13 protein-coding genes and 1 pseudogene are annotated in these 14,007 nt (G+C 38.7%); 12 read left to right on the forward strand and 2 right to left on the reverse strand.

Annotated elements, in window-relative coordinates:
- Positions 1-18 precede the first annotated feature (18 nt).
- The 8 genes and pseudogenes from xdhA to H4J69_RS09185 form a co-directional block, all read left to right on the forward strand.
- Positions 19-1,572, forward strand: coding sequence for a xanthine dehydrogenase small subunit (xdhA, locus tag H4J69_RS09150; protein WP_182230780.1), 1,554 nt, complete (start codon positions 19-21; stop codon positions 1,570-1,572).
- The gene (gene xdhB / locus H4J69_RS09155; protein WP_182215973.1) at positions 1,565-3,937 is read left to right on the forward strand and encodes a xanthine dehydrogenase molybdopterin binding subunit; all 2,373 of its coding nucleotides are present in this window, start codon (positions 1,565-1,567) and stop codon (positions 3,935-3,937) included. The genes xdhA and xdhB overlap by 8 nt, the downstream gene beginning before the upstream one ends.
- On the forward strand, positions 3,930-4,868 hold the full coding sequence (gene xdhC / locus H4J69_RS09160; RefSeq protein WP_182215974.1) for a xanthine dehydrogenase accessory protein XdhC: 939 nt from the start codon (positions 3,930-3,932) through the stop codon (positions 4,866-4,868). Before xdhB ends, xdhC begins: the two co-directional genes overlap by 8 nt.
- 173 nt (positions 4,869-5,041) lie before the next feature.
- Positions 5,042-5,581, forward strand: a complete 540-nt coding sequence (gene uraD / locus H4J69_RS09165) for a 2-oxo-4-hydroxy-4-carboxy-5-ureidoimidazoline decarboxylase (RefSeq protein WP_182215976.1) — start codon at positions 5,042-5,044, stop codon at positions 5,579-5,581.
- A 4-nt stretch (positions 5,582-5,585) separates the two neighbouring features.
- Positions 5,586-5,954, forward strand: a complete 369-nt coding sequence (uraH, locus tag H4J69_RS09170) for a hydroxyisourate hydrolase (RefSeq protein WP_182215978.1) — start codon at positions 5,586-5,588, stop codon at positions 5,952-5,954.
- 1 nt (position 5,955) lies between these two features.
- Positions 5,956-6,489, forward strand: a complete 534-nt coding sequence (locus H4J69_RS09175) for an ureidoglycolate lyase (RefSeq protein ID WP_182215979.1) — start codon at positions 5,956-5,958, stop codon at positions 6,487-6,489.
- Positions 6,490-6,493: 4 nt separating this feature from the next.
- Positions 6,494-7,819: a guanine deaminase gene (gene guaD / locus H4J69_RS09180; protein ID WP_182215981.1), complete on the forward strand. Its 1,326-nt coding sequence runs from the start codon at positions 6,494-6,496 to the stop codon at positions 7,817-7,819.
- A 275-nt stretch (positions 7,820-8,094) separates the two neighbouring features.
- Positions 8,095-8,652 (forward strand): annotated as a pseudogene (locus H4J69_RS09185) (EAL domain-containing protein); the annotation flags it as partial.
- 45 nt (positions 8,653-8,697) lie between these two features.
- On the opposite strand, the gene H4J69_RS09190 reads toward H4J69_RS09185, so the two are convergent.
- Complete coding sequence (locus H4J69_RS09190; protein WP_182215982.1) at positions 8,698-9,102, reverse strand: MerR family transcriptional regulator; 405 nt, start codon at positions 9,100-9,102, stop codon at positions 8,698-8,700.
- Between the two features lie 103 nt (positions 9,103-9,205).
- Here H4J69_RS09190 and H4J69_RS09195 point away from each other — a divergent pair, with 103 nt between their 5' ends.
- The gene (locus H4J69_RS09195; protein ID WP_182215984.1) at positions 9,206-10,438 is read left to right on the forward strand and encodes an NADH:flavin oxidoreductase/NADH oxidase family protein; all 1,233 of its coding nucleotides are present in this window, start codon (positions 9,206-9,208) and stop codon (positions 10,436-10,438) included.
- 189 nt (positions 10,439-10,627) lie between these two features.
- Here the strand turns inward: H4J69_RS09195 and H4J69_RS09200 are convergent, their stop codons facing one another.
- The gene (locus H4J69_RS09200; protein WP_259364918.1) at positions 10,628-11,275 is read right to left on the reverse strand and encodes an alpha-ketoglutarate-dependent dioxygenase AlkB; all 648 of its coding nucleotides are present in this window, start codon (positions 11,273-11,275) and stop codon (positions 10,628-10,630) included.
- A 396-nt stretch (positions 11,276-11,671) separates the two neighbouring features.
- Between H4J69_RS09200 and H4J69_RS09205 the strand changes: the two genes are divergently transcribed.
- The 3 genes from H4J69_RS09205 (at position 11,672) to H4J69_RS09215 (ending at position 13,985) form a co-directional block, all read left to right on the forward strand.
- Positions 11,672-12,709, forward strand: coding sequence for an AraC family transcriptional regulator (locus H4J69_RS09205; protein ID WP_182230784.1), 1,038 nt, complete (start codon positions 11,672-11,674; stop codon positions 12,707-12,709).
- A gap of 635 nt (positions 12,710-13,344) precedes the next feature.
- Positions 13,345-13,614 (forward strand): hypothetical protein, encoded by a 270-nt coding sequence (locus tag H4J69_RS09210; protein WP_182218769.1) that lies wholly within the window; start codon positions 13,345-13,347, stop codon positions 13,612-13,614.
- Positions 13,611-13,985, forward strand: coding sequence for a hypothetical protein (locus tag H4J69_RS09215; protein WP_182218767.1), 375 nt, complete (start codon positions 13,611-13,613; stop codon positions 13,983-13,985). The genes H4J69_RS09210 and H4J69_RS09215 overlap by 4 nt, the downstream gene beginning before the upstream one ends.
- Positions 13,986-14,007 lie beyond the last annotated feature (22 nt).

Below are 14,007 nucleotides of genomic sequence, written 5' to 3' on the forward strand. Positions count from 1 at the left end.
GTATAGGTAATTAACCATATGTCAGAAAATAAAATTCAATTTTTGTTAAATAACGAACGTAAAGTTATCGAAAATTGTGATCCTAATATGACGGTACTCAACTATTTAAGAGAAGAGTTGAGTCGAAAAGGGACGAAAGAAGGTTGTGCTTCAGGAGACTGTGGTGCCTGTACAGCAGTGCTTGCTGAAGTGGTTCACTCAGCAAAAAGTCAAACAATAACCGAACATCTTAGCTATCAATCGATTAATACCTGCATTACTTTTTTATCTGCACTTCATGGCAAACAGCTTGTTACAGTAGAAGACTTACAGCAAGGAAATAAATTACATAGTGTTCAACAAGCTATGGTCGATTGCCATGGCTCACAATGTGGCTTTTGTACTCCTGGTTTTGTAATGTCACTTTTTTCATTAAAGAAAAATTTAGCGCAAGCCAAGTTTATTGATGCGACAGATAATTCTCCTGCTGTTGATCTAGACAAAGACATCGAGCATGGCTTAGCGGGTAACTTGTGCCGCTGTACTGGCTATCGCTCTATTACTGAAGCGGCAAAACAAGCTTGTGATAACAATGACGTTGATCAGTTTGAGCACGAGCAAGCGGCGACTATTAAGCAATTAAAACTCATAGCTCAGCAACAAGAAACTGTTGAACTGCACAATAATGGCAAGAGTCTTTATCTTCCTTATACCTTAGATAAATTAGCAAAATTGGTTGAACAATACCCGAAAGCTAAATTGTTAGCCGGTGGTACAGATTTAGCGTTAAGCGTTACCCAAGGTATGGCGCAAATACAAACCATGATTTCGATGAGCAATGTGCGCGAGCTTGCACAAATTAATGAAACAGCAGAAACTTTGTCTATTGGCGCTATGGTGAGCTATGAGCAAAGCCATCAGTTATTAAGCCAGCATTATCCAGAATTTGGTCAAATGCTTTATCGCCTTGGTTCAACTCAGGTGAGAAACTCGGGCACGTTAGGGGGAAATGTCGGTAATGCTTCTCCTATTGGAGACACGCCACCCGTGTTAATCGCCTTAGGTGCTAAGTTAGTGCTTCGCAAAGGCGAGCGTACTCGTGAAATATCTGTTGAAGATTATTTTGTTGATTACAAAGTAACACAACTCGAAAGTGGTGAGTTCATTGAACGTATTGAAATTCCAAAAGCTAACAGTAATAAACATCTCAAAGTCTTTAAAATATCAAAACGTTTAGATGACGACATCTCAACGGTGCTTGCCTGTTTCTATATTAAGTTTGCCAATAAAAAAGTGGCTAATATTACCATTGCTTTTGGCGGTATGGCAGGCATCCCAAAACGCGCTTTTTCCTGTGAACAAGCTTTAATGGGTAAAGAGCCCAGCGAACAAAATATTGCTTTAGCGATGACAGCATTAGCAAAAGACTTCTCTCCGATGTCAGATGTGCGCGCGAGCAGTGAATATCGCTTACAAGTGGCAAAAAACTTAGTGAGAAAATGCTTTTATGAACTAGAGCAAACGCATGCAGCAACCCGAATCGAAACCTTTGAAGTTGATACCTTTGAAGGGAAAGGAGTGACTCATGCGTAAATTAAGTGAAATTGATAAAGGTCTTGAAAGTAAAAAAAGTTCTGGCGCGGTTGGGCAATCGACCAAGCATGAAAGTGCTGAAATGCATGTTACCGGCAAAGCCGTTTATACCGATGACAAATTAGAGTCGTTAGGGCAATTGCATGCTGCTGTTGGTATGGCAACAATTGCCAGTGGTAATATTACCGCGATAGATTTATCGGCAGTACGCGCCGCCAAGGGTGTAGTTGCTGTTATTACCTTAGATGACATTGTTGGTCATACTGATATTGGTCCTGTTTTTCCGGGCGATCCAATACTCACCAAAGATGTCGTTGAATTTTATGGTCAAGCTATCTTTGCGGTCGCTGCGACGAGCCATGAGTTAGCAAAACAAGCGGTAGCGTTGGCAAAAATTGACTATAAAGAAAAAACACCAGTACTGACTATTAAACAAGCGTTAGAAGCTAAGAGCTTTGTTCGTCCACCGCATAGTATGAAACGTGGTGATAGTGCCACTGCTATTGAGCAAGCTAAGCATCAGCTGAGTGGTGAGATTACCATTGGTGGCCAAGAGCATTTTTATTTGGAAGGTCAAATAGCCAGTGTTATTCCCACCGAAGATGGCGGAATGACCGTTTATTCATCTAGCCAACATCCTGCTGAAGTTCAAAAACTTGTGGCAGAAGTGTTAGGTATCCCTTTTAATCGCGTCGTTGTCGATATGAAACGTATGGGTGGTGGTTTTGGCGGTAAAGAAACACAAGCGGCTGGTTGGTCTTGTTTAGCGGCGGTACTTGCTGATAAAACCCAAAAAGCAGTAAAGCTGCGTTTAAATCGTAGCGACGATATGATGATGACCGGTAAACGTCATCCTTTTGAAAATCATTATCAAGTAGGGTTTAATGGTCAAGGTGTTATTGAAGGCATAGATATAACGGTCAATGGTAATTGTGGTTACTCACCTGATTTATCAGATGCCATCGTCGACAGAGCCATGTTTCATGCTGATAATGGTTATTACTTGGACCATGTTAGTATTATCGGTAATCGTTGTAAGACGAATACCGCCTCCAATACCGCCTTTCGAGGTTTTGGTGGTCCACAAGGTATGATGATTATTGAGTGTGTCATGGATGATATTGCTTACTCTCTAGGATTAGACCCACTTGCTGTGCGTAAAGCTAACCTTTACGGTACAGATACGCGCAATATTACCCCGTACCATCAGCAAGTAGAGCACAATAATTTAGCTGAGATGATAACCAAACTTGAGCATAGCTCTCGTTATGCCAAGCGTTGCCAAGAAATTGATGAATTTAATGCCGGCAGTAAATTTCTTAAAAAAGGTATTTCACTAACACCGGTTAAATTTGGTATTTCGTTTACTGCTCAGCATCTTAATCAAGCAGGGGCGCTGATTAATATTTATACCGACGGAAGTGTTGATGTTACACATGGCGGCACTGAAATGGGCCAAGGGTTGCATACTAAAATTGCCCAAATCGTTGCACAAGTTTTTGGTATCGCCGTTGATAAGGTAAAAGTATCAGCAACGCGGACCGACAAAGTCCCTAATGCTTCACCAACAGCGGCTTCTTCAGGTACCGATCTCAATGGTAAAGCCGCTCAAAACGCTGCACAAACAATTAAACAAAGGTTAATTGATTTTGCTGTCGAGCACTTTGCTGTTGAGAGTAACGAGATAACTTTTAGTGACGATTTAATCGATGCCGGTGAACATAAACTCAGTTTTGTTGAGTTAGTCCAAAAAGCGTATTTTGCTCGGGTGTCTTTATCGTCGACCGGTTTTTATCGAACGCCAAAAATTTATTACGATCGAGAAAATGCCCAAGGTCGACCGTTTTTCTATTTTGCGATGGGTGCTTCAGTATCTGAAGTGTTAATCGATACGCTGACCGGTGAATACAAGTTATTACAAACCGATATCCTTCATGATGTTGGTGACTCTTTAAACCCTGCGATAGATATAGGCCAAATTGAAGGTGGTTATATTCAAGGCGTCGGTTGGTTAACCACTGAAGAATTACATTGGAATGATAAGGGACGTTTGTTAACGACTGGGCCGGCCACCTATAAAATTCCTGCTATTAGCGACGCACCAAAAGTCTTTAACGTTGAGTTGTTGAAAGATTCTCCTAATCGTGAAGCGACCATTTACCATTCTAAAGCGGTAGGCGAGCCACCGTTTATGTTGGCTATTTCTGTCTGGTCAGCGCTGCGCGCCGCTATTGCTAACTCTGTTGCTGCAAAAGATAGAGCCAAAGGTGTTATTCCGTCGCTTGATACTCCTGCCACACCAGAGCGAGTTTTAAAGGCTGTGCAATTAATAACCGCCCAGCAAGGGATGGACACTGATGAATAACCGACAAAGTTGGTCTGAAGCGGTTAGTTCATTAAAGATCAAAGGAGAGGCCTTTGTCTTGCTAACAATTATTGGTGTGCATGGCTCAGCGCCTAGAAATTCTGGTACTAAGATGGTGGTGAGTGCCAATAGCACTTATGACACTATTGGTGGTGGTCACTTAGAGTTTAAGTCTATCGCGATAGCGCAACAATTATTAGCAGACGAGGATAAGAATCAACATATCGAGCACTTTTCTTTAGGTGCTTCCTTAGGGCAATGTTGCGGCGGAGATTGTAGCGTATTATTTGAAAGCTTTGTAGCTTGTAAAACTCAAATAATGCTTTTTGGCGCCGGCCATGTTGGTAAAGCGTTAACGACCATCCTTGCTGACTTACCTTGCCAGCTAAAATGGGTTGATAATCGCCAAGAACAGTTTCCTGTTGAGATGCTGGCAAATGCGCCGGCTAATATTGAGTGTGTTGTTAGTGACAATCCGGTAGATGAAATAGCTAGCATGCCTGCAGGCAGTTTTTTTATCATTATGACCCACAATCATCAATTAGATTTTGAACTATGCCAGGCGCTGTTAAAGCGTGGTGATTTTGCGTATGCCGGTTTAATTGGTTCTGAGACAAAATGGAAACGCTTTCAGCATCGCTTAAAACATCGAGAATTTAGTCAGCAGGCTATTGAACAGCTCACTTGTCCTATTGGTTTAAGTGCCGTGCCGGGTAAACGTCCTATGGAAGTTGCGGTATCAATTGCGGCTGAAATTATTGGTTTATATCAAAAAGACGACCATGCAGGTCATCAGTCAACTACCGCGCAAGGTATCAGTTTCAAAGCGTTAACGCCGTTACTTAATAGCGCGACTAATCTCCATGTTACCGGTCGAAGCAAAAATAAAGTAACTGATAGCAAACCGATTACAGATAAGATTAATGAATAACTTTACCTTAGGTTCAACAGGCGTTTTTACCCTAGAAGGTATAAAAGCGGCAACACTTATTATTAACAGCGACAGGTTAAAAACCGCATAATAATGAGATCAAATTATATATTTATCCTAATAATGCTCTTAAGAAAAAGGGCATTATTGGTTACCTTGAATAAGGAAACGTTATGTCGATTATCGTGTTAAATGCTTTGCAACCTCAGGCGGCCCACTTGGCCTTTATGCAGTGCTGTACAGCCAATACTTGGGTAAGCCGCATGGTGGCTGCTATGCCATATAACAATTTAGCGGCGTTATCTGCACACGCTGATCTCAGCTGGAAAAACCTTACAGAAGCCGATTATTTGCAGGCTTTTGAAGGGCACCCTAAAATTGGCGATGTGTCTAGCCTAAGAGAAAAATACCGCTCGACAGAGAAAATTGCCGCGGGAGAACAATCGGGTGTTAACACAGCGACAGAACAAGCATTAAGTGAGTTAAAGCAATTAAATGATGACTATCAAGAAAAGTTTGGCTTCATTTTTATTGTTTGTGCCACAGGTAAAACAGCCACGCAGATGTTAGATATATTGGTAAAACGTTACGCTAATAATCGCGTGGAAGAAATCATTAATGCAGCAGAAGAGCAACGAAAAATATTTCAGTTAAGAATCAAAAAAATGATTGCTGAAACTGCCACTACTGCTTCAAACGTAAAAGAGACCTAAGTTTATGAGTCAAATAACTTCACATATATTAGACACTAGTCGCGGTAAACCCGCTGCTGGTATTACTATTTCTCTCTTTGAACTTAAGGGTTCAAATGATGGTGACAATAGTATCCAAGCACAGTGGTCACTTTTGGCACAAGGCCAAACAAACAGTGATGGGCGAGTGCCGGCCTTACTTGATAAAGAACGAATATTGCCTGCGGGGAGTTATCGCGTTCATTTTGCGATTAGTGATTATTTTAACGCGCTGAATGAGCAAGCTTTTTATCCCTATGTTGATATTGTTTTTGATATCAGTGGTGATGGTGAACACTATCATATTCCATTATTACTGACCGCTTTTGGTTACTCAACTTACCGTGGCAGCTAAGATGATTTTACATGCTAAACCACTAAGCCAAAAAGCGTTTCAAGCTTTTGGTGATGTGATTGAAGTCAATGATCAAGTAGAAAAAATATCAATAAATTATGGGCTTACACAAAGATATCATGCATTAGCGACGCTAGATGTTAGTGAGGAAGCAGGGCAAGGTATTATCAGTGTTTTTCGCTCGTCGCCTAAAGAATGCTGTCAGATCAACGCCGGTATAGGTCAAATAACCATTGACTGTATGGAACGTCATCCTTTATCAAGCCAGGCTTTTTATCCTTTGTCTGCTAACGCTTATTTGGTAGTTGTTGGACCTGCGGGCGAATTTGATGTGACTAAATTAGCCGTATTTCTTGCTACAGGCAACCAAGGTGTTAATTACCACAAAGGTACTTGGCATCATTATAGTTTAGCTTTAAGTGAAACCGCTGATTTTTTAGTTGTTGACCGAAAAGGTGTCGGCAAAAACTGCGATGAAATCGCTTTAGAAAATAAAATTACCATACATTTCAATTTAGATAACCGGAGCGATTAAGTCGATGTCAGTAAAAGCATTTCGCGGTGAGATTTTACATTTTGTCGAAGACCCAGCCTCGACGCCTTGCCAAGATAAAGAGCAAGCAGAGCAGAGCAGCTACCAGTATTTTGAAGATGGTATTTTGCTGATAGAAAATGGCAAGGTTAAACAGTTGGGCACAGCTAAAGCTATGTTGGCTGATTTAGAGCATTCCCTAGAGATTCAACATATTGAAAATGGCCTGATTGTCCCAGGCTTTATTGATACTCATATCCATTATCCTCAAACTGAGATGATAGGGAGTTATGGTGAACAATTATTACAATGGTTAGAAGATTATACCTTTCCGACCGAAAAAAAGTTTGCTGATAAAGCCTACGCCACTAAAATCAGTGAGTTTTTCCTCAATCAATTGCTTGCTAACGGCACAACAACCGCATTAGTTTTTGGCACTGTCCATGCTGAGTCAGTTAATGCCTTTTTTGAAGTGGCTTTAGCCAAAAATCTCCGCATGATTGCTGGCAAAGTGATGATGGATAGGAATGCTCCTGACTATTTACTCGATACCGCGCAAAGTAGTTATCAGCAGTCTAAGCAACTTATCAAAGATTGGCATGGTAAAGGGCGTTTGCAATATGCTATCACCCCAAGGTTTGCGCCAACCAGTAGTGATGAACAGTTAAGCTTGGCTGGACAACTATTAAAAGAGCACCCAGGTGTTTATATGCAAACCCATTTGTCTGAAAATTTAAAAGAAATTGAATGGGTTAAATCGCTTAATCCCGATTGCGAAAACTATTTAGATGTTTATAAAAAGCATCAATTACTTGGCAGTCGTAGTGTTTTTGCTCATGGTATACATTTATGTGATGCTGAATATAGCGACTTATCTCAATCTAATTCAGCCTTGTCATTTTGTCCAAGTTCAAATCTGTTTTTAGGGAGTGGTCTGTTTAAACTTGATGTTGCCCAGCAACACAATATTAAAGTGGGTCTAGGTACAGATATAGGCGCAGGAACCAGTTTTTCACTATTAGAGACCTTAAAAGATGCCTATAAAACGCAGCAGTTAAGAGGCAAAAAATTAGATTCATTACAATCTTTCTATTTGGCAACTTTAGGTGGCGCAAGGGCGCTAGACTTAGAAGGTACAGTAGGTAATTTTCAAGTGGGTTGTGAGGCTGACTTTATAGTCTTAGATTATCATGCAACACCATTAATGAAATTACGGTTAGAGCAGTGCCAATCATTGGCAGAGAAACTTTTTTCTTTCACTATATTAGGGGATGACCGTGCGGTTAAAGCCACTTATATACAAGGTGAATTAGCTGAGATTAATTGCGATTAGTGCTTACAATAAGATATGTAATAGCTAAAATTAATTTTACAGTTTTTACCTTTAGTGATCGGTTTTACTCAGGTTGGCGCGTTATTCGTGTCGACCACACTAATTACCGGTGCGACAAGACAATATTTCATCCTTCGTTAAACAATATCTAGATAGAGAATCAGCATCATTGCTCAACAAACAGCCTATCTGTTGTTCAGGTGATCATATTTAAGGTCATTAATATAAATTATTGAGTGTTAATTACTGATATACGGCTACAATCGAGTATGAAGGTTGATCAGCTTTGCCGAGTTAAAGCGATAGCTCTTGCCTCCAAGTTAAAACTTCAATCTATGCTCAGCATAAATTTTCTCCCCAACGCTATATATAAACCTGAGCGTTGCATTCGCACAACATTGGAGGCAGCCAAGAAGTATAGCTTTCCCATTGAAAAAATAATGTTTGAATTTACCGAAGTTGAAAAAATTGATGACACCGCTTTTATTAAGAATATTGTTGAGTCTTATAAGAAAATAGGCTTTAAAACTGCAATAGATGACTTTGGCGCAGGGTATGCTGGCTTGGGTTTATTAGCTGATTTTCAAACTAACATCGTAAAAATTGATATGGGGTTAATCCGTAACATTAATGAAGATAAAGTTCGTCAGTCAATAGTAAAAAATTGTTTAAATATTTTTAATGACCTAAACATTACTCCGCTTGCTGAGGGAATAGAGACTAAAGAAGAATACCGCTGTTTACGTGATTTTGGTATTGAACTAATGCAAGGTTACTTTTTTGCCAGACCGGGCTTTGAAAATCTACCTTTGGTTGACTTTAGCGACCTTTAATAATGAGAGCCTAACAAGCTGATTCATCAGTTTTTTATCCCTGTTTTACCTTTTATCTGCTGAAAGTATTTCGTCCACCGCTAAGCATTTACCTTGTTGCCAGCTCTCTTGTAAGCGTTGTTTAAATAATACTATTTCGTCTCGTTGTGCTAATAGTCCCTTAATTAAACTCTCTGCCTCAAGCAAGCGTATATCAAGTTGTTCGACTATTTTGTTGTGATCAAGTCCTTCAGTTACGCCACTATCTGCTAAAACATTTAAGATATCTGCCAATCTAAAACCTAGCCGCTTCGCACATTCAATCGTTGCTAAACGCTGCACACTATCTTGCGAATAATGTCGATAACCATTTATATTTCTTTGTATTTTAGGGAGTAATCCTTTGGCTTCATAAAACCGTATAGTAGAGGCTGTTATACCACTTATTTTTGCTAACTCGCTGATTTTCATCGGTACCTACTTTATGCGTATGTAAACTGTTGACATTAAAGTTAACTTTAAGCTTATACTTGTACAAAATCCAGCTCGTTAAACTTATTAACAGGAGTTCTACTTGAGTCACTCTGTATTTACACCGATAACTCTTCCTAATGGCGCAATTTTGCCAAATCGTTTAGCAAAAGCCGCCATGGAAGAAAATATGGCTGTTGAAGGCCATTTACCCGGCGATGATATTTTTCAACTATATAAAACATGGGCTGCGGGAGGTACTGGCCTGCTTATTACGGGTAATGTTATGGTAGATCACCGCGCAATGACCGGCCCAGGAGGTATTGCTTTAGAGGCAAATACACCCTTAGAGCCCTTTAAAAAGTGGGCTGAAATAGCAAGCAAAAATGGCACAAAAATATGGATGCAAATAAATCATCCTGGCCGACAAGTCTATGCTGCTATGGGAGGGCAAGTGTTTTCTCCCTCAGATATTGCATTGGATATGGGGAAGCATAGTCAGTTATTTAGTAAACCAAGTCCGATGACCGAGCTTGAAATTCAAGCGTTAATTCAGCGATTTGTTATCACAGCATCACGTGCTGTTGAAGCTGGGTTTCATGGTATCGAGATCCACGCAGCCCATGGCTACTTGTTATCACAATTTTTGTCGCCGCTGACCAATAAGAGAAATGATAACTGGGGTGGCAGCCTTGAAAACCGTGCTCGTCTCCTTTTTGAAATTGTTAAAGCGGTCAAGCTAGTTATACCTGAAAATATAGCGATAGCGGTTAAGTTAAACTCCGCAGATTTCCAACGTGGTGGTTTCGATGCACAAGATGCCTTAGTTGTGGTAAAAGAACTTGGCCATTTAAACGTAGATTTAGTTGAATTGTCAGGTGGTAGCTATGAAAGTCCAGCAATGCAGGGTAATACAGCTGATGGACAGCCCCTAAATAGAGAAGCTTATTTTCTTGAGTTTGCGAAAGAAATTGCCAAACAAGCTCCTATGCCAATTATGACAACAGGAGGGATTGTCCGTTTAGCGATTGCACAAAAAGTAGTAGATGAAGGCGTAGATATGGTCGGCATTGGCAGAGCGCTGGCCTTTAGTCCAAATCTTCCTCAACGCTGGAAAACGTCACCAGACGCGGTAGCCATTTTACCTCAAGTAAAATGGCAAGATAAAACTTTAGCCGCACTTGCAACTATGGCTATTACCAAACGTCAGTTACAACGTATTGGCAAAGGTAAAGCCCCAAAATTAAACTCATCACCATTATTTTCACTGATTTTTGACCAACTACGACTTAAAAAACTGACTAAAATCTATCGAAAAACTTATGAAAATGAATAGGGCATATTGATATTTTTTTAATCTTATATAAGGCATTGTCAACAGATAGTGTCGAGTAAGCCCGTTGATTAGCGGTTGACTAGGGCCTAAGGAAGTTGACAATAAAGCATAGTTTGACGGTTAATGGCGGCATATTCATCACCTTGCTTATATAAAGTGACGAAAATTACTCTTGTTAACGATAATACGTTATGTGTTAACAATCGTTCTAAACGTAAGGTTTATCCTTGCGTCTTTAATGAGTTTAGTTGGTGGTAAACGATGTAGCCAATGCTGTTGTGTTGGCCCTTTCATGACTAACAAACTGCCCGCTTTAAGGGGTAAGGTAATGACTTCTTTTGATATCTTGTGCTTAAAAGCAAACTTTCTTTCAGCACCAAAACTTAACGATGCAATCGCACCTTGGTCCTTTAAATCTTTTTCACCATCGCTGTGCCAAGCCATGCCTTCTTCTCCACTGTGATAAAGGTTAAGTAAGCATGAATTATAAGTTTCACCACTATGGCGCTCGACAAGTGCTTTTAATGAAAGCAAATCATCGGTAAAAGGCAACGCTGTTTTAGTAATATTTGAGTAGGTATAGCTAAAACATTCAGCAGCATGCCAAGCCACTTTTCTTTTTGTTTCAATAGTTTTGCCAAATATAACTGCTTGGTCACAACGCCAATCAATACCGTTAAGTAAGCGATTAAAGTAATAGTCGCTATCGTCTAAAGAGATAATTTCACCAAAATAATCGACATCACCATCATATGGCAAAAGATTAATCGGCTGTTCAAATAAAGATGAAAATAGATCCATGTCGATAACACTTAAATGAGAAGGTGAAGTAGCCATAGTACAGACAGCAGTTAATGAAAATGGGCTAAGCGTGTTTAAGTTAACACCCCCAAGCAATTACCTGAACTTTTTGAAAATAATAGCACAGTAGATAATAAAACTCATCGATACTTACGTCGCCACTTTAAAATTCAGCAATATTTACCACAATAAAACAACATTTTGTAGGGGGTTTCCCTGATTGAAGATGAAATTGGATTTAGATACTGTCTGAGCATAATAATATTCTGCAATTAAAAATGTCCTTAACGGTGAAGATAAAGACTTCGTGGGTTAAGACTAAAATTGTTAAAAAACATATGATTAATGTCTTAAGTAGGACCTTTACTGCAGTAAGTAGTTTTATCTAATACTCATTGTCAATTATGTAAGATAAATCTATTTTGGAAGCCCATGGACGTGGTTAAAAAACTAAATTATGCAATTATCCACCCAGAGCAAAATAGCTACGATATAAAGCAGTTCGTTGACGGTAGCTGGATACGTCTTATTTATATGGCGTTGCAACAACAAAATTTACCAGCAAACAAATTATTATCGTCAGTAGGTATTAACGTCGCTTCTTTACGTGAGTTAGATTCTATTCAACGGGACGTTGTGCTTAAGCTATATGATAATATTGCAGTATATTCAGGCTTAGATGCCTTACCTGCTGCAGTGGCTGCTATTTTTCAACTGCATTTCTTACGTCATACGGGTGTCATCGTAGCAGATGCTAAATCGCTAGGTGATTTATTAGAAAAAATTATTTTTGCTAGTGAGCAAATGAATAAATTGATTGAGGTCACTTTAGTCGTTAAGGGCGATTGCAACTTATTAGTTGTTTCATCGCGGGCAGAGCTGGTTAATGTCCATAGAACGACACTAGAAATTGGATTTTGTCTGGTTTATAAAATAATTAATCAAATATTTCCTGCCCACTTAGATATTATTTCAAAGATAACGCTTGATTTAAAAAGTCAAAGAAACAGCTTTGAAAAAACATTTGACTATCCGGTTACGTACACCGATAGCGGGAAATATGTCATTGTTTTTAAGAAAAATGTTCTTGCGACCAAAAATTTATTTTCAACGCACTCGATTGGTTTAGAGCCCTTCGTAGATAATAAATTGTCTAAAACTTATATTCAATTACTCTCTGATATTGAGAATTTAATGACAGAAAATATTGCTTCAAATAATCTAAATATCGTTTTTGTAGCTGAGCAGATGAACATTAGTGTCAAGACCTTGCAACGCCGTTTAAAACGCTTTAATACTGACTTTAGTACTTTATTGAAAACAAAAAAAATCAATCATGCGCAAATACTCTTAAAGCAAAATAAGCTGAATTTAATTCAAATTTCTTATCGGCTGGGTTTTAATTCGCCATCAAGTTTTTCTAGGGCATTTAAGAAATGGACAGGTGTTTCGCCATCAGATTATCAGTAAATAATGTACATCTTGGTAACTCAATAGTTGGCTATGTAACTCCCTGTCAGTTGGTATTAATTTAACGTAACTGTTTTCATTATGGTACTAGACACTTTAAACACTGAACACTTGCTCATAAAAGTTTTGTAGTTGTTGAATAGCCAATGAAATTACAATTTTCTCATTAAATCTACCCACCGTATTCAACTTTTATTAACATCAATAATTTTAACTTGTTTTACTGGGTTAACTCGCGATATTAAGGCGTTATTATTACCTGGTAATCTTTATTAATGATCTAAAAAGCTATATTGAAAACAGCTGACCCCATACTTATGTAGCTTAGTTGTTATAAAGATAATAATTATAAGTTAGCCACTTAGTGAGGTGTCTTTAGTTGTCTAGATAATGTCGTTACTGGTTAAGGATTATTCTAAATAAACGCTTATAGTTAGCTAAATAAAAGCGAGTTTAGTGAATCGTTTAATTGAAGACAAATTTATTGATCATCGTCGTTGTGGTCGTTAAGGCAAATATATTTAATTCAGGTATTAAAAGCTACTTGAGCACATCCAGTCGTATCCTATGATTTTATTATAGTTTTGGATAATAAATTTTTGCGACAAGGATAAGTAATATAAAGGAATATAATCATGAGAATATTACATACCGCACAAGTGCTTACACTATTATTTAGTGCTAGTGCACTGGCTAATGCAAACAATACTAGCATCGATATTACGGGTATTAGTCTTACCGAACTATTCAATCTTAAAATAACCTCACTATCAAAAAAAAAGCAGACTTTACATAAAGTCGCTGCCGCTGTGTATCTGCTTACTCATAATGAAATAGATTACCTTGGCGTGACTACCATCGCAGATGCACTAGGTTATGTTTCAGGTGTTGAGGTAGCATATTGATTCGAGTCGATGGGCATAAGATTACTTGGGTGGTTAATGGGCTAAAAGCAGTGGAAATATTTCCAAGTAAAACCTTTGATATTGTCTTGATGGATTTTCAAATGCCCATTATGAATGATGACTTTAAGTGTAAAAATATCGAAGCAGCACAACATCACCTGACTATTTTAACACATACCTTTACCCGCAGTTTGGCGTTAATCAACGGATTAGTTCAACCAACTAATAGCCGTCAACTTTACCCGGTTATGAGCAAGCTCGAAGCTATTGAACAAATTAAAATTCTACGTGAATTATTCAAGAACTTTCAGCTATTTGACCTGATTTTAAAAAAAATTAATTCAGCAATTGCCTCATTTAAACAATCCTGATGAGCTGACCAACAAGTTACGA

The organism is Colwellia sp. BRX10-9 (assembly GCF_014077405.1).
Taxonomy (GTDB): domain Bacteria; phylum Pseudomonadota; class Gammaproteobacteria; order Enterobacterales; family Alteromonadaceae; genus Colwellia_A.